Raw genomic sequence first — 15064 nt, 5'->3', positions numbered from 1 at the left:
TGGAGCACTTTGTTGATGCTGACCCTCGGAAATATCTTCGTGCTAATGCTGCTCGCCACCGGCGCCGCATGGCTGTGGCACAACCACGGCTTGCGCGAGCGCGCGCTGGAGCGGGTCAAGCAGCATTGCGCCAAGCTCGAGATCGAGTTGCTCGACGGCAACGTGGCGCTGAAAAAAATCGGTTTTATCAAAGATGCGAACGGTCGTCGACGGTTGGCGCGTGTGTATAACTTCGAATTCACCGTGACCGGCGAAACCCGCCATACCGGGACCATCACCCAATTCGGTGCGCACAGCGCGCAGATTGAACTGGCGCCCTACCCGATGCCGTTTGACGACACGCCGCCGGTAGTTGAGGTGGTGAAGCCGCGGGGTGAAGTGATTGAGATGAGCCAGTGGCGGCAGGAACACACTAAGTGGCGGCCTTGATTGTCCGGCAGTCGGCAAGCGCTCGTTGCAATGTATCTACATCCTGCGGCTCGCTAAAAATCAGCTCAATCCGCGAATCCTGACGCCATTCGCTCGGCCGCCACTCCAACGCCGAGTTATCCACCGCATTCGCTGAAATCCAACCACCGTCACTGTGGATAACCAGCTTCGCCCGCCGCCAGGCAAGGCTTTCAAGCCACTTGCCGATGAGCGCTGCATCAAACGTCTGGCTCGGGTGCCAACGCCAGCCAATGCTCCAGCCACCCTCCTGTTCCTGACTCAAGCAAATGGGGAACGCGGGGTCGGTCCAGATGGCCGGCATCTGCGCCAATCCCTTGGGCGCGACGAAGTTATCCACACCCGCGACAGCCTGACTCTCAAGCCCCGGCAACTCGCTCAATGGCAAGACCGCTTGCTGCGTCCAATACAGCCGACGTGCTGGCAACTGCCCACTGATTCGCTGACGATCAGTGTCATCGAGGTGTTCTGACTTGTTCAGCAGCAACAAACCCGCGCTGATTAACGCCTCCTGTTGCGCCGCCGGCAACGGTTTCCCGGCCGCCAGCGCCTGGGCATCCAGCACCAGCACACACGGCTGCACCGCCAGCACTCCAAGCCACGGCGCCTCGCTCAACTGCCGCAGCAACTGCGCCGGATGCCCCAGCCCGGAGGGCTCGATAAACAGCCGATCCGGTCGCGCCTTGCGCAGCAACCGCCCAAGGCCGATCTGGAACGGCGCACCATTGACGCAACACAAACAGCCCCCGGCCACTTCGCCCAGTGCGATACCATCGGCGTCCTGGGTCAGCAGCGCGGCATCGAGGCCGATCTGGCCGAACTCGTTGATCAGCACCGCCCAGCGCTCATTCGCCGGCCGCTGTGCCAGCAGGTGCTTGATCAGGCTGGTCTTGCCGGCACCCAATGGGCCGGCGATGACATGAGTGGGGATGTTCTGCAACATGGTCGAAGGTTTCTGAGGAGGTAGAGAATGCGGTTGATGGGATTGTCGTTGCTGTTGGCGCTGGTGTCGGGCGAGGCGCTGGCCCAGGCCTGCGTGGTACATAGCACGGCGGAACGACTCGACGTGAAAGTCTGCCAGCAGAACCGCAACATCCCGGAAAAACTCTTCGCTGACGGCTTCTGCCAGCCGAATCTTCCCGGGCAGAAAGTCGAGGTGCAATACGTCGACCAATGCCCCACCGGCGCTTTCGGGGTGTGCAACAACGCCCAAGTCGCCAATATGCCCTACCGCCAGGATATTCACTATTACGGCGTGGCCACCGATGCGGCGTATTTACAGCCGTTTTGCGAGGCGCAGAGCCAGGGTCACTGGCTCAAGCCCTAGGCGAGCCAGTCGAGTGTCAGGATCAACCGACGCTCGCCGGGCGCCGGTTCCGGTGAACGATGGATCAAACCGAAGCCTTCGTTGCCGTGCCACTTCTCGCCTTTGAGCAACGCCACATCGCCGCTGCTGACTTGCTGGATCTGCGACTGCGGTTCTGCTTCCGGTTTGCCCAGTTGACGGCGATCCATCGCGCCTTCTTTCAGCCACTGGCTGCCGACGCCGGCATAAGTGGTGATCAGCCGAACCGGCACGTGATCGACGTGGAAGCGTGGGCACATGGCTTTGTCGAGCACGCGCAGGCGCAGGCCGATGCGCTTGGCGCCCAACAAACAGGCGAAGGCACTGACCAGCCAGGAGACGTCGGTGATAAAACCTTCGTAGCCTTGCAGATCGCTGAAACCTGAAGCCAATCCGCGCAGGTTGGGCTCGGCGTCTTCGCTGGCAAGTTCCAGTGATAGCGATTCGGCCAGGGGCTCGTTCAGCGACAGCAGCAGACGGGCGAAATCGGCGATGTGCACCGGGAGTTGGCGCTGCCAGACGGCGAGATTGGCGTCGTCGTGGAGGATTTTGGTCAGGACTTTCGGGTTGGCGCCGTGGTGCTGGAGAGTTGGCCGAATCAGGGTCAGCATCAGGCAGCCTCTTCGTGCCAAGGGCCAAACGGATCCGGCAACAGGCGCCAGCTCTCGATCCCTTGGGCCATTTCATCGTCGGTCAGCAGGCAGTTATCGAGTTCGGCGGTGAGTTGCGCGAAGTCGATGTTCTGGCCGATGAACACCAATTCCTGGCGGCAATCGCCGGTGCTGGCGGTCCAGTTTTCCATGATTGCGGCAGTGCTTTCTTCATCCTGCGGCCATTGGGTTTTCGGCACGAAACGCCACCAGCGGCCAGCAAATCCATGACGCATCAAGCCGCCGGCCTGGGACCAGCTGCCGGCGTCCATGTGCTTGCTGGCCAGCCAGAAAAAACCCTTGGAGCGCAGCAGTTTGCCGTTGACCCACGGGCGATCGATAAAGCTGAAAAACCGCTGCGGATGAAACGGCCGGCGTGCGCGGTAGGCCGTGGAAGCGATGCCATATTCATCGGTTTCCGGCACGTGCTCGCCGCGCAATTCCTGCAACCAGCCTGGCGCCTGAGCGGCTTTTTCGAAGTCGAAGCGGCCGGTGTTGAGGATTTTTTCCAGCGGGATTTCGCCCATGACCATCGGGATGATTTCCGCCTGTGAGTTGAGCCGTTCGAGGATCGCGATCAGCTCCTGGCGCTCGCTGCTGCTGATCAAATCGATCTTGCTGATCAGGATCACGTCGGCGAATTCGATCTGCTCGATCAACAGGTCAGTGATCGAACGCTCATCCTCCTCGCCCAGGGTTTCACCCCGGGACGCGAGGCTTTCGGCGGCCTGGTAGTCGAGCAGGAAGTTCATGCCGTCGACCACCGTGACCATGGTGTCGAGCCGGGCGATGTCGGCCAGGCTCTGGCCTTCGTCGTCACGGAAGGTGAAGGTTTCCGCCACGGGCAGCGGCTCGGAAATGCCGGTGGATTCGATCAACAGGTAATCGAAACGACCCTCCTTGGCGAGTTTGCTGACCTCGTCCAACAAGTCTTCACGCAAGGTGCAGCAAATGCAGCCGTTGCTCATTTCCACGAGTTTTTCTTCGGCGCGGTTCAGGCTCACATCGCGCTGGACTTCGCTGCCGTCGATATTGATTTCGCTCATGTCGTTGACGATCACGGCAACGCGCAGGTTTTCGCGATTACGTAGTACGTAATTGAGCAACGTACTCTTGCCGGCGCCGAGAAAGCCCGACAGGACGGTCACGGGGAGACGATGGGGCATCAGGTATTCCTCACAGGATGTGGCCGGTCGACGCCCGTTTGTGGCGTTCGCGCAGCTCTTCACGTTCTTGGGGCACAAGGGCAAGTATGTTTTTAATGTTATAGTATAACAACACAAATAAACCACTCCCCTCTTGTCCGCCAAGACAAAGGGCACGATGCTTGAACCGTTCGCTCCTCGAGAAATGCCATGGGAAACGCCCTGAAGTGCGCGCTGTTGAGCCTATCGCTATTGATGACCGCCGATGCCTGGGCACAGATCCCGAGCCTGGCCACCTGCACCCGCAGTGCCAATCTGCTCGCGTGTGTCGATCCCGATGGCAACGCCTACAGCGTCAATACCGTCGGCAGCACGATCTACCTGCGAGGCTTTGAAGTGCTCGGCAAACGCTATTGGGCGCAGACCAGCAGCCGCTACGGGCAACTGACCTTTTTCACCGGCCTCGCCTCCGACGGCGAAGCTTGGGTCGGCTACAGTCGCCGCGTCGGCTGGACCACCATCAATCGGTTTTCCAGCTCCGGCGGCAGCAGTGGCAAGTTCACCTGTAGCCGGATAACGGGCTGCTAGACCCGGGCTTTTTTCTGTTCTTGCTGCCAGGCGATGTAGCTGTTCATCGGCGGGTTCTTCTGGAAATAGCGCTGCAAACCTTCGAACAAACCGTCAGCGACAGCCTGCTGATGCCGCGCCGTGACCAGTCGCTGACTGTCGCGAGCGTTGGAAATAAAGCCGGTTTCCACCAGGATCGACGGCACGTCCGGCGACTTCAGCACCGCGAATCCGGCCTGTTCCACGCGTTTCTGATGCAGCGTGGTGATGCCCGCGAGGCTACCAAGCACGGTGCTGCCCAGTTGCAGGCTGGCGGCGATGGTCGCATTCATCGACATGTCGAGAATCACTCCGGCGAGCATCGGGTCTTTGTCCTTGAGATTGAGCAGGCTGGTTGCACCGAGCAAGTCCGCGCCGTTCTCGCGCTGCGCCATGAACCTGGCCGTGGCCGAAGTCGCGCCGCCTTCGGACAGGCAATACACCGAAGCGCCGGACGCGGAGAGCCGTGGCGCTGCATCCGCGTGCACCGAGATGAACATGTCGGCGTTGTGCTTGCGGGCAATCTCCACGCGCTTGCGTAGCGGGACGAAGAAGTCGTCGTTGCGCACCAGTTTCACGTCGAAACCCTTCTCGCGTTTCAGTCGTTTGGCCAGCAACTGCGCGATCGACAGCACCACGTCTTTCTCCCGCTCACCTTTGGCGCCGACTGCGCCAGGGTCTTTGCCGCCGTGACCGGGATCGACCACCACGATGATGTCGCGCTTGGGGTGAGCCTTGTCGATGATCGGCGCAGCGGCAATTTGAAGTGGCGCGGCGGTCTTCAGATCGAGCACCAGTCGATGGCCCTGCCCGTCCTGTGGCGGTAGCTGGAAGCTGTTGAGCTGCACCGGTTCGCTGAGGTCGAGGACGATCCGCGTGTCGCCATGCCCGTAATGCCCGGAGCGAATGGAACGGATCACCGTGTTGTTCAGCACCAACTGACTGAAATCGCCGCTGAGACTGGCGCCATTCAGATCGATGATCAGCCGCTCGGGCGCGCTCAGGGAAAACGTCTTGAATTGCACCGGTCCGCTCAGATCGAACACCAATCGCAACTTGTCATCCGAACGCCAGAGCCGTGCGTTGCGTATCTGCGTGGCCGAAACACCAAAGGGTAAAGCGAAGGCCGCGCTGGCCAGAATCCAGTTGAGCAAGTGACGTCTGTGCATGGTGAAAGCCCGCTCGTGAAAAAGGCATCGTCGATTTGAACGTAATAATATAACATGCCAAATCAACTCCCACGATGGACCTGCTCATGAATGCGCTGACTCTGCCGGATATCGCCGCGCAGGCCTCACGCCAAGCCCTGCCACTGGAGTGGGTGGGCATGTGCGGCATTGCTCTTCCTGTTTTATTCGATGGCCAACGGCTGAGTGCGAAGGCGGATGCCGGCGTCAGTCTCGACGATGGAGAAGCGCGCGGTATCCATATGTCGCGGCTTTATCTGGCGTTGGAAATGCTTGAGCAGGGCAACCTCACGCCGGGATTACTGCGCAAAGTGTTGCGGCGTTTTCTCGACAGCCATGAAGGATTGTCCTCCAGCGCTTACCTGAAAATTCACGCTGACTTGCTGTTAAAAAGGCCGGCGCTGATCAGCCCATTGGCGGGCTGGAAAAGCTATCCAGTGAGCATCGAAGCGCGATTGAAAAACGACATGTTCCACGTGGAACTAAAAATCGACGTGGCTTATTCCTCTACGTGCCCGTGTTCAGCCGCGTTGTCGCGCCAACTTATCCAGCAGCAATTCGTCGATGATTTCGTCAACACACCCCTGCAACATGCCGACGTTTTGGCCTGGCTCGGCTCCACAAAAGGCATCGTCGCGACACCGCACAGCCAACGCAGCACCGCTCACTTACAGCTGCGTCTTGACGATTACCTCGACGACTTACCGTTGATTGCGATCATCAACGACGCCGAAGCCGCCCTCGGCACAGCCGTGCAAACCGCGGTGAAACGCGCCGACGAACAAGCCTTTGCCCTGGCCAACGGTCAGAACCTGATGTTCTGCGAAGACGCCGCGCGACGCTTGAACCTCGCCCTGAAACGCTCCCCCGGCATCAACGGCATCCACCTGCGAGTTGTGCACGCGGAAAGCCTTCACGCCCACGACGCCGTTGCCGAGAGTCGCTGGAACTGGGAGTCCGCCACATGATCCGCTGCCAATCCCTACGCTGGGGCGCACCCGGTCAACCGCTCACGCCGGCCGTCGACTTCGAGCTACCCAAGGGCAGCCTGACCGCCGTGATCGGCGCCAACGGCTCAGGCAAAAGCAGCCTGCTGAAAGTCATCGCCGGCCTGCAAAAACCACTGGCTGGCAAAATCTCGCTGGATGTTCCCCGCAAGGGCGGCCTCTCGTTCCTGCCCCAGCAACAACACCTGGACCGACAATTCCCCATCAGCCTGCAAGAGCTGGTAGCCGCCGGATTCTGGAGCAGCAAGCAAACGCCTGAAGCGCGTAGCCAAAAACTCAAAGCCGTGCTGGAAGACTGGTGCCTGTCAGGCCTGGAACATCGCCCATTGATGGCCCTTTCCGGAGGCGAATTACAACGCGCCCTGCTCGCCCGTTTAAGTCTCGCCGAAGCGCCTCTTCTGCTGCTCGACGAACCCCACGCCGCCCTCGATGAACTTGGCCAGGAACTGCTCTGGAAACACATCCACGCCTGGCACGCCAACGGTCGAACCCTGGTGGTCGTGTGCCATGACCTCGCCGCCGTGCGCCAACACATCCCCCGAACCCTGCTGATCAAAAGCAGCGGCTGCAGCCTCGGGCTCAGCACCGAGCTGATCCGCCAACAACCGCAAACGCAGGTGGCTTGATGATTGTCGCCGCACAGCTTTGGCAACCGTTCCACGAGTTCGTGTTCATGCGCCGGGCGCTGCTTGGCGGTCTGGTCCTGGCGTGCAGCACCGCGCCACTCGGAGTGTTTCTGATCCTGCGCCGCATGAGCCTGATCGGCGATGCGGTCGCTCACGGCATCTTGCCCGGCGCGGCGTTAGGCTTCTGGTTTGCCGGCCTCAGTCTTCCGGCGCTGACCATCGGCGGCCTCGGCGCCGGCCTGAGCATGGCCGGTCTCGCCGCTTGGATCACCCGCCGCACCGGCCTGCGGGAAGACGCCAGCCTCGCGGCGATCTACCCAATCTCCCTGGCCAGCGGCATCCTGATCCTCGGCATCGCTGGCAAACGCCTGGACCTTTTGCACCTGCTGTTCGGCTCGGCGTTGGCCGTCGACGGCCCGACGTTGACCGGCATGCTCTGGGTCTCCGGCTTCAGCTTGATCGCCATGGCGCTGATCTACAAACCGCTGCTGCTGGACACCCTCGACCCGCTCTTTCTGCAAACCGTCAGCCGTCTCGGGCCGCTCGCCCACGGGGTATTTCTGACGCTCGTGGTGCTGAATCTGGTGATCGGTTTCCAGGCCATCGGCGCGCTGATGGTGGTCGGTTTGATGATGTTGCCCGCCGCTGCTTCGCGATTCTGGAGCCGTCGTTTGCCGGTGCTGATGGCGATCGCCGCCATGCTCGGCTGCCTCTCGGTGTGGTTCGGTTTGCTGCTGTCGTTCTACTACTCGCTGCCCAGCGGCCCGGCCATCGTGCTGGTGGCTGGGGGTTTGTATCTGCTGTCCGTGGTGTTCGGTCCGGTGCACGGCTTGCTGCGCCGCCCGCCTTTGCTCACATCCCAATGAGGTGTTTCCCGATGCGCGCTTTACTCGTGCTGTTCAGTTTGATGCTGTCCATGTCGCTGTCCGCCGCAGAAAAACTGCAGGTAGTCACCAGTTTCAGCATCCTCGCCGACATGACCCATCAGGTCGGCGGCGAGCATATCCAGATCACCAACATGGTCGGCCCTGACGCCGATGCCCACACCTACGAGCCGACCCCGGACGATGCCAAAGCGCTGCTCAAGGCCAGGCTCATCATCAAGAACGGCCTCGGCTTCGAGCCGTGGCTGGACCGCCTGGTGACCAGCACCGAAACCAAAGCCCCGGTGATCAGCGCCAGCCACGGTGTAATTCCGCGCTCCCTGGATGAAGACGGCGAAACCGTTCCCGACCCGCACGCCTGGCACAACCTGGCGAACACCGAGTTGTACATCGCCAACATCACCAAAGCGTTGATCGCCGCCGACCCGGCCAACAAAGCCGACTACCAGCGCAACAGCCAGGCCTACCTGAAACAGATCTACGCCCTGCTCGCCGAAGCCAAGGCCAAACTCGGTTCGCTGCCACCGGGTAACCGCAAGATCGTCACGTCCCACGATGCGTTCGGCTATCTCGGCCAGGCTTACGGTATCGACTTCATGGCGCCCCAGGGTCTGTCCACCGAGCGCGAACCTTCCGCCGCCGAAGTCGCAGCGTTGATCACCCAGATTCGCCAAGCGAAGGTCAAAGCGGTGTTTATGGAAAACATCAAGGACGCGCGCCTGCTCAAGCAGATTGCCGATGAAAGCGGCGCGCACATCGGTGGCACTCTTTACTCCGATGCGCTCGCGGCAAGCGGCCCAGCCAGCACCTTCGCCGGACTGTTCGAATACAACCTCAACACCCTCTACGACGCGTTGAGCAAGCCATGATCCGCAAGAATCCCTCAGGTCATCTGCCGGTGATTGCGGAGTCCTCGTACGTGGACAAAACCGCGATCATCTGCGGCAAAGTGGTGATCGGCGAGAACGTCTTCGTCGGTCCCTATGCAGTCATTCGCGCTGACGAAGTCGATGCCTCGGGTGACATGGAGCCAATCACCATCGGCGCCAATTCGAACATCCAGGACGGCGTGGTGATCCATTCCAAGTCCGGCGCGGCGGTGACCATCGGCGAGTTCAGTTCCATCGCCCACCGCTCCATCGTCCACGGTCCCTGCACCGTCGGCGACCGGGTGTTCATCGGCTTCAACAGCGTGCTGTTCAACTGTTCGGTGGGTAACGGCTGCGTGGTACGGCACAACTCGGTAGTCGACGGCCGGGACTTGCCCGCGGCCTTCTATGTGCCGTCCACTACGCGAATCGGCCCCGGCACCGACCTTTCGCAGTTCCCGCCGGTGAGCGTCAGCGCCTCGGAGTTTTCCGAGGATGTGGCGCGCACCAACGTTGATCTGGTGCGCGGCTACAAAGCCCTGCAGAACGAGTTCTGACCATGAGCAGCGTGCTGATTCGCAATGCCCGTTTGGTGAACGAAGGTCGCGTGTTTGACGGCGACCTGCTGGTGAGCAATGGCCGCATCGTCAAGATCGCCGGCAGCATTGAAGGCGAAACCGCGCGCGTGGAAATCGATGCGCGGGGCCAATGGCTGCTGCCCGGCATGATCGACGACCAGGTGCATTTCCGAGATCCCGGGGCGCCGGACAAAGGCAGTTTCTACACCGAATCCCGAGCAGCGGTGGCCGGTGGCATCACCAGTTTCATGGACATGCCCAACACCCAACCGGCCACCCTGACCCTCGAAGCACTGGACGATAAAAAGCGCCGCGCCGCGATCAATTCGGTGGCCAACTACGGCTTTCACTTCGGTGTGAGCAACGACAACCTCGACACCGTGGCCGCGCTCAATCCTTGCGAAGTCGCCGGGGTGAAGGTGTTCATGGGCGCGTCCACGGGCAACATGCTGGTGGACGATCCGCGGATTCTTGAACGCCTGTTCGCTGAAGTGCCAACCCTTCTGCTGGCCCACTGCGAACACACGCCCAGCATCGAAGCCAATGCGGCCACCCTGCGAGCGCTGTACGGTGAACACCTGACGGCCGAGGCCCATCCGCTGATCCGCAATGCCGAGGCCTGCTTTCGTTCCTCCTCAATGGCCGTGGACCTGGCCAAACGGCACGGCACCCGCCTGCACGTTTTGCACCTGACCACCGCGCTCGAACTGGCCTTGTTCGAAGACAAACCGCTGAACCAGAAACACATCACCGCCGAAGTCTGTCTGCATCATCTGCTGTTCGATGATCGCGATTACCCGAGCCTGGGCAACCTGATCAAGTGCAACCCGGCAATCAAGTCTCAGACCGACCGTGACGCGCTGCGCCAAGCCCTGTTGAGCAATCGGCTGGACGTGATCGGCAGCGATCATGCGCCGCACACCTGGGCCGAAAAACAACGGCCTTACACTCAGGCGCCGTCCGGCCTGCCGCTGGTGCAACACGCCCTCCCCGCGCTGTTGGAACTGGTGGCGGATGACGTGCTGCCCATCACCACCCTCGTGGCCAAGACCAGCCACCGGGTCGCCGATCTGTTCGCGATTCCCGACCGAGGGTATTTGCGCGAAGGCTATTGGGCGGACCTGGTGCTGATCAAATCCGAGCCCGACGGCGTCGCCGTGTCCCAGCAACCGATCCTCTCGCAGTGCGGCTGGACACCCTTCGCCCAGCATCGTTTTCGCTACAGCGTCAGCACCACCCTGGTGTCGGGCCAAATTGCCTGGCACGCCAATCGTCTACATGACAGCTGCCAGGGTTTGCCCCTGCGCTTCATGCGTTAACACCCCAGTACCGAGAACCTGACCATGATCCACATCACCCTGCCCGACGGCTCTCTGCGTGAATACGATCAGCCGCTGTCCGTGTACGAACTGGCGGCGAGTATCGGTTTCGCGCTGGCCAAAGCGGCTGTGGCCGGGCGGGTGGACGGCGTGCTGGTGGACTGTGGGTTCATGCTCCAGGGCGATGCGCGGGTCAGTATCGTCACGCCTCAGGAGCCCGATGGACTGGAGATCCTGCGCCGTTCCTGTGCGCTGATGCTGGCCATGGCGGTCAAGCAACTGCACACCCAGCGTGCTGTTGCTCAAGGGGTCGGCAATGGGGGACGGGTTCTTCTATGAGTTTGCGTTGCAGCGGATGTTAACGGTGGCTGACCTGACACCGATTGAGGAGCGGATGCGCACGCTGGCCGCGACCAACCATTCCATTCGACAGCGGCCACTCTCTGCGACAGAACGTCACTCGGTGTACCGCTTGGGCGACGGCGACTACCTGAGCAAGGGTCCCCACGTCCCCGCCACCCGAGTGCTGCAAGCTTTTACCCTGGATCATGTCGGAGGCACGTCGCTGCAACGGATCTACGGCACTTGCTGGCCCACCCAACAGGAACTGGAGCAATGGCAAGTACCGCCTCAGGTGATGGTGGTGAACATCGATGAACGCCAGATCGATTACACCCAGTCGGTGACCGAGCAGCTGCGACGCAGTGGCGTGCGTGCCCATGCGGATCTGCGCAACGAGAAGATCGCTCACAAAATTCGCGTGCACAGTGAACGCAACGTGCCGTACCTGCTGGTGGTCGGAGCGAAGGAAAAGGACGGGGGGTTTGTCAGCGTGCGCAGTTGTGGCGGGGAGGATTTCGGGCGGATGCGGATTGATGAGGTGTGCGGGTTTTTACACCCTAAAGATTGTGGAGTTTGAAAGGACGCCTTCGCGGGCAAGCCTTGCTCCTACGGACATCACCGTCCGTAGGAGCAAAGCTTGCTCGCGATTGCTTTTAGGCTCTCGGCTTAACAGTCCCGCAATCCTGCCCCAGCCAAACGGCGCGGGTATCCAGACTGCCCTTCTGCTGAATCCCGGTCGCATTGAACGTGCCATTCACCTTGGTGGTGAACTCACGATCGCTGAGGAACGTCGCCACACCCGCACCCTGCGCTTTCGGGCAACTGAAGCGGAATTTCCACTGGTTACCGGTGCGATCCGTAATTTCCTGCTTGCAGCCCGATTGTGGATCGGTCAGCGGAATGTTGTCGGAGGCGACTTGCGCCTGCGTCAGGCACGCACGAATCCCTTTGCCGCCCATGGTGATGCCCTGCTTCTCCAGCTGCGCCCGTTGTGCCGGGGTCATCTGGCCCTGCAACTGACCGAGGATCAGTTGCAGATCCGGCAGGTTCTGGTCATCGACTTTCATATTGCTCGTGGTCAATTCCCACAAACCCGGTTGCAGCATCTGCGCCTGAGCCGCCACAGGAAGGGACAAACCAAGGGCCATGGCCAAACCCAGCAGACGAACGTTCATCGAGTAACTCCTGATCATTAGTGGCCGTTAGACGTCAGCCACGGGCTTCGGTTCATGGGCCAATTAAATAGCGACATTCTGCACGGAACATGGTCTGTTACGTATTGAATCTTCAGGAGCAAGGTTGCCCCATGGATTATTTTGGACCGCATGTTTTCGGATACCTGATCGCGCTATTGCACACGCTGGGCCTGATTGCCGCCATCCACGCCGTGTTGACCGTTCGGACCGCCCAAGGCTCGATCGCCTGGGCCCTGTCGTTGCTGTTCATTCCCTACCTGACACTTATCCCGTACCTGGTCTTCGGCCGCAGCACCTTCGATGGCTACATCAAGGCGCGGCGCCAGGCCAACGAGGAAATGCGCAAGGCCATCTCCGAGCTGAACTGGCGTCCGTGGGTCGAAGAAGCCCTGACCGCCCGCGCCTCCAATGCCTACGCCTCCTTGCGGGCGATGCCGAAACTGGGGCGCATGCCGTGCCTGGCGAACAATGAAGTGCGCCTGTTGATCAACGGCACGGCGACCTTTGAGGCGATTTTCCAAGCGATCAGCGATGCCAAAGAAGCCGTGCTGATCCAGTTCTTCATCATCCACGACGACCGACTCGGCCAGCGCCTGCAAAGCCTGCTGCTGAAAAAAGCCGCCGAAGGCGTGGCGGTGTACCTGCTTTACGACCGCATCGGCAGCCACTCGTTGCCCCACAGTTACGTGCAGCCGTTGCGTGATGCCGGTGTCGAGGTCAAGGCGTTTGCCACCCGCAGCGGCTGGCTCAACCGTTTCCAGGTCAACTTCCGCAACCACCGCAAGATCGTGGTCGTGGACGGTGTGCTCGGTTTCGTCGGCGGGCACAACGTCGGCGACGAATACATGGGCGAGAAACCGCCCCTGGCGCCGTGGCGCGATACCCACGTGCAAGTGAGCGGACCGGTGGTGGCATGCATGCAGGAATCCTTTGCTGAAGACTGGTTCTGGGCCGCCCGCACCTTGCCGCCGCTGATCCTGCCAGACGTCTACCCGGACGACGGCGTGCTCTGCCAATTGCTCGCCAGCGGTCCGGCGGATTCCTACGAAACCTGTTCCCTGTTCTTCGTCGAAGCCATCCACGCGGCGACCGAGCGGGTATGGATCACCAGCCCTTATTTCATCCCGGACGAAGCCGTTTTCGCAGCCTTACGCCTGGCCGTACTGCGCGGTGTCGATGTGCGATTGCTGCTGCCGTCGCGCCCGGATCACCGCATTGTCTACGCCGCCTCCAGCCTCTACGCCTTCGAAGCCGTGCGCGCAGGCGTGCGGGTGTTCCGTTATGAACCCGGTTTCCTGCATCAGAAAGTGGTGTTGATCGACAGCGAAATCAGCGCCATCGGCAGCGCCAATCTGGACAACCGTTCGTTCCGGCTGAATTTCGAAGTGATGCTGCTGACCGTCGACAGCGCGTTTGCCGCCGAGGTGGAACAGATGCTCAACGACGATTTCGCCGTTTCCCACGAAATCGCCAAAGAAGAAAGCCGGGAGACCCACCGCCTGCAACAGATCGGCATGCGGGTCGCCCGGCTTATTTCCCCGATTCTCTAGGGGTTGTAGATGTCGTCGCGGGTCCAGGGCAGTTCATGGCTGCCGTCCGGGTGCGCTTTGACCGCGAGAATCTGGTGCAGGTTGATCCAGCCCTTGGCGAACGCATAAGCGCAGCCGGCCAGGTACAGGCGCCAGATCCGCAGCGCCTGTTGCGGCACCTCTTTGGCGGCGGCTTCGAGGTTGTCTTCCAGGCGTTCGCTCCAGTGGTCGAGGGTGCGTGCGTAATGCAGGCGCAGGCTCTCGACATCGACGATCTCCAGGCCGGCTTCGCTGATCTCGGCAGAGATCATCGACAGGTGCGGCAGCTCGCCGTTGGGGAACACGTACTTCTCGATGAAATCGCCGGCACCGCGTCCCACGGGACGGCCATCGGTGTACTTGGCGGTGATCCCGTGATTCATCACCAGACCGCCCTCCTTCACCGCGCCGAACAGGATTTTGCAGTACTCGGCCAGGTTCGCATGACCGACGTGTTCGAACATGCCGACGCTGACCACTTTGTCGAAACGCCCGTCCTGGGGCAGATCGCGATAGTCGAGCAGTTGAAGCTCAATCAAATCCTCCAGGCCTTCTTCTTTAACCCGTTCGCGGGCCAGGGCCAGTTGCTCTTTACTCAGGGTGATCCCGAACACCTTCGCGCCAAATTCCCGGGCCGCGTAGCGTGCCAACCCACCCCAGCCGCAACCGACATCCAGCAGGTAGTCACCCGGTTGCAGGCGCAGCTTGCGGCACAGGTGGCGGAATTTGGCTTGCTGGGCTTGCTCCAGGGTTTCACTGCCGGTTTCGAAATAGGCGCAGGAATAGGCCATGTCGCTGTCGAGCCACAGCTGATAAAACGCATTGGAGAGGTCGTAGTGGTAGGAAATCGCCTTGGCGTCGGTTTCCTTGTCGTGGGCCAGGCGCACCGGCTGACTGTCGGCCTCGCCCAGCAAGGCCTGACTCCACTCATCGCAGACGCGGATCACGTCGCTGATGGAGCCTTCAAGCTCAAGTTTGCCTTCAACAAACGCCGCTCCCAGCGAATCAAGGCTTGGGTGGGTCAACTGGGTAACCATCTGTGGGTCCTTTACCACAATGGTGACGCTGGGCGTCGGGCCCAGATTGAATTCATGGCCATCCCAGAGTCGCAGACGAAGCGGTAACTGCAGATTCTGTAAGGCCGGTGGAAGTTGCGCGAGCATGGAAAATCCCCCCTTATTTCAGACGTCTGATGTGAGGGTAGACCATCCTAGAAAAATAGCTGGCTATCGATTTAATAGCCTTTTTCTATATAGCTCGCGACGCTTCGAACCGCCGTCGTGATCTGAAACCAA

16 protein-coding genes and 1 pseudogene are annotated in these 15064 nt (G+C 60.8%); 11 read left to right on the top strand and 6 right to left on the bottom strand.

Annotation, left to right across the window (positions count from 1 at the left end; genetic code table 11):
* The first annotated feature begins 15 nt into the window (after nucleotides 1-15).
* A complete protein-coding gene (locus tag ACZ89E_RS22965; RefSeq protein WP_054048264.1) occupies nucleotides 16-429 on the top strand; it encodes a DUF3301 domain-containing protein in 414 nt (137 codons plus the stop codon).
* On the opposite strand, the gene ACZ89E_RS22960 is transcribed toward ACZ89E_RS22965, so the two are convergent.
* On the bottom strand, nucleotides 413-1390 hold the full coding sequence (locus ACZ89E_RS22960) for a CobW family GTP-binding protein (protein ID WP_476256518.1): 978 nt from the start codon (nucleotides 1388-1390) through the stop codon (nucleotides 413-415). The two genes, ACZ89E_RS22965 and ACZ89E_RS22960, sit on opposite strands and share 17 nt — an antisense overlap.
* 27 nt (nucleotides 1391-1417) lie before the next feature.
* Here ACZ89E_RS22960 and ACZ89E_RS22955 point away from each other — a divergent pair, with 27 nt between their 5' ends.
* On the top strand, nucleotides 1418-1774 hold the full coding sequence (locus tag ACZ89E_RS22955; protein ID WP_149659392.1) for an NADH:ubiquinone oxidoreductase: 357 nt from the start codon (nucleotides 1418-1420) through the stop codon (nucleotides 1772-1774).
* On the opposite strand, the gene ACZ89E_RS22950 is transcribed toward ACZ89E_RS22955, so the two are convergent.
* Entirely contained in the window at nucleotides 1771-2403 is a 633-nt protein-coding gene (locus ACZ89E_RS22950) for a DUF1826 domain-containing protein (RefSeq protein ID WP_476256517.1), read from the bottom strand. The two genes, ACZ89E_RS22955 and ACZ89E_RS22950, sit on opposite strands and share 4 nt — an antisense overlap.
* A complete protein-coding gene (gene zigA, locus ACZ89E_RS22945; RefSeq protein ID WP_476256516.1) occupies nucleotides 2403-3608 on the bottom strand; it encodes a zinc metallochaperone GTPase ZigA in 1206 nt (401 codons plus the stop codon). The genes ACZ89E_RS22950 and zigA overlap by 1 nt, the downstream gene beginning before the upstream one ends.
* Before the next feature lie 189 nt (nucleotides 3609-3797).
* On the opposite strand from zigA, the gene ACZ89E_RS22940 reads away from it, so the two are divergent.
* The gene (locus ACZ89E_RS22940; RefSeq protein ID WP_149659389.1) at nucleotides 3798-4175 is read left to right on the top strand and encodes a glutamine synthetase; all 378 of its coding nucleotides are present in this window, start codon (nucleotides 3798-3800) and stop codon (nucleotides 4173-4175) included.
* On the opposite strand, the gene ACZ89E_RS22935 is transcribed toward ACZ89E_RS22940, so the two are convergent.
* On the bottom strand, nucleotides 4172-5362 hold the full coding sequence (locus ACZ89E_RS22935) for an N-acetylmuramoyl-L-alanine amidase (protein ID WP_476256515.1): 1191 nt from the start codon (nucleotides 5360-5362) through the stop codon (nucleotides 4172-4174). The genes ACZ89E_RS22940 and ACZ89E_RS22935 overlap by 4 nt on opposite strands.
* Before the next feature lie 86 nt (nucleotides 5363-5448).
* On the opposite strand from ACZ89E_RS22935, the gene folE2 reads away from it, so the two are divergent.
* The 7 genes and pseudogenes from folE2 (at nucleotide 5449) to ACZ89E_RS22900 (ending at nucleotide 11582) form a co-directional block, all read left to right on the top strand.
* Nucleotides 5449-6348 carry a GTP cyclohydrolase FolE2 gene (gene folE2 / locus ACZ89E_RS22930; protein WP_463258926.1) on the top strand — a complete coding sequence of 300 codons (900 nt, stop codon included), beginning with the start codon at nucleotides 5449-5451 and terminating at the stop codon, nucleotides 6346-6348.
* On the top strand, nucleotides 6345-7013 hold the full coding sequence (locus ACZ89E_RS22925) for a metal ABC transporter ATP-binding protein (RefSeq protein WP_476256514.1): 669 nt from the start codon (nucleotides 6345-6347) through the stop codon (nucleotides 7011-7013). Before folE2 ends, ACZ89E_RS22925 begins: the two co-directional genes overlap by 4 nt.
* Nucleotides 7013-7879: a metal ABC transporter permease gene (locus ACZ89E_RS22920; RefSeq protein WP_476256513.1), complete on the top strand. Its 867-nt coding sequence runs from the start codon at nucleotides 7013-7015 to the stop codon at nucleotides 7877-7879. Before ACZ89E_RS22925 ends, ACZ89E_RS22920 begins: the two co-directional genes overlap by 1 nt.
* A gap of 11 nt (nucleotides 7880-7890) precedes the next feature.
* Nucleotides 7891-8766 carry a metal ABC transporter substrate-binding protein gene (locus ACZ89E_RS22915; RefSeq protein WP_149659384.1) on the top strand — a complete coding sequence of 292 codons (876 nt, stop codon included), beginning with the start codon at nucleotides 7891-7893 and terminating at the stop codon, nucleotides 8764-8766.
* Nucleotides 8763-9323, top strand: coding sequence for a gamma carbonic anhydrase family protein (locus ACZ89E_RS22910; RefSeq protein WP_476256512.1), 561 nt, complete (start codon nucleotides 8763-8765; stop codon nucleotides 9321-9323). Before ACZ89E_RS22915 ends, ACZ89E_RS22910 begins: the two co-directional genes overlap by 4 nt.
* Before the next feature lie 2 nt (nucleotides 9324-9325).
* Nucleotides 9326-10663: a dihydroorotase gene (locus tag ACZ89E_RS22905; RefSeq protein ID WP_476256511.1), complete on the top strand. Its 1338-nt coding sequence runs from the start codon at nucleotides 9326-9328 to the stop codon at nucleotides 10661-10663.
* Nucleotides 10664-10687: 24 nt separating this feature from the next.
* Nucleotides 10688-11582: pseudogene (locus ACZ89E_RS22900) on the top strand (His/Gly/Thr/Pro-type tRNA ligase C-terminal domain-containing protein).
* A 76-nt stretch (nucleotides 11583-11658) separates the two neighbouring features.
* Here ACZ89E_RS22900 and ACZ89E_RS22895 read toward each other — a convergent pair.
* Entirely contained in the window at nucleotides 11659-12180 is a 522-nt protein-coding gene (locus ACZ89E_RS22895) for a DUF3617 domain-containing protein (protein ID WP_054617102.1), read from the bottom strand.
* Between the two features lie 131 nt (nucleotides 12181-12311).
* Between ACZ89E_RS22895 and cls the strand changes: the two genes are divergently transcribed.
* A complete protein-coding gene (gene cls, locus ACZ89E_RS22890) occupies nucleotides 12312-13751 on the top strand; it encodes a cardiolipin synthase (RefSeq protein ID WP_476256510.1) in 1440 nt (479 codons plus the stop codon).
* Here cls and cfaB read toward each other — a convergent pair.
* On the bottom strand, nucleotides 13748-14932 hold the full coding sequence (gene cfaB / locus ACZ89E_RS22885; protein ID WP_149659381.1) for a C17 cyclopropane fatty acid synthase CfaB: 1185 nt from the start codon (nucleotides 14930-14932) through the stop codon (nucleotides 13748-13750). The genes cls and cfaB overlap by 4 nt on opposite strands.
* Nucleotides 14933-15064 lie beyond the last annotated feature (132 nt).

The sequence above is a fragment of the Pseudomonas sp. TE3899 genome, assembly GCF_056279105.1.
This window is presented reverse-complemented; position numbering and strand designations above follow the sequence as displayed.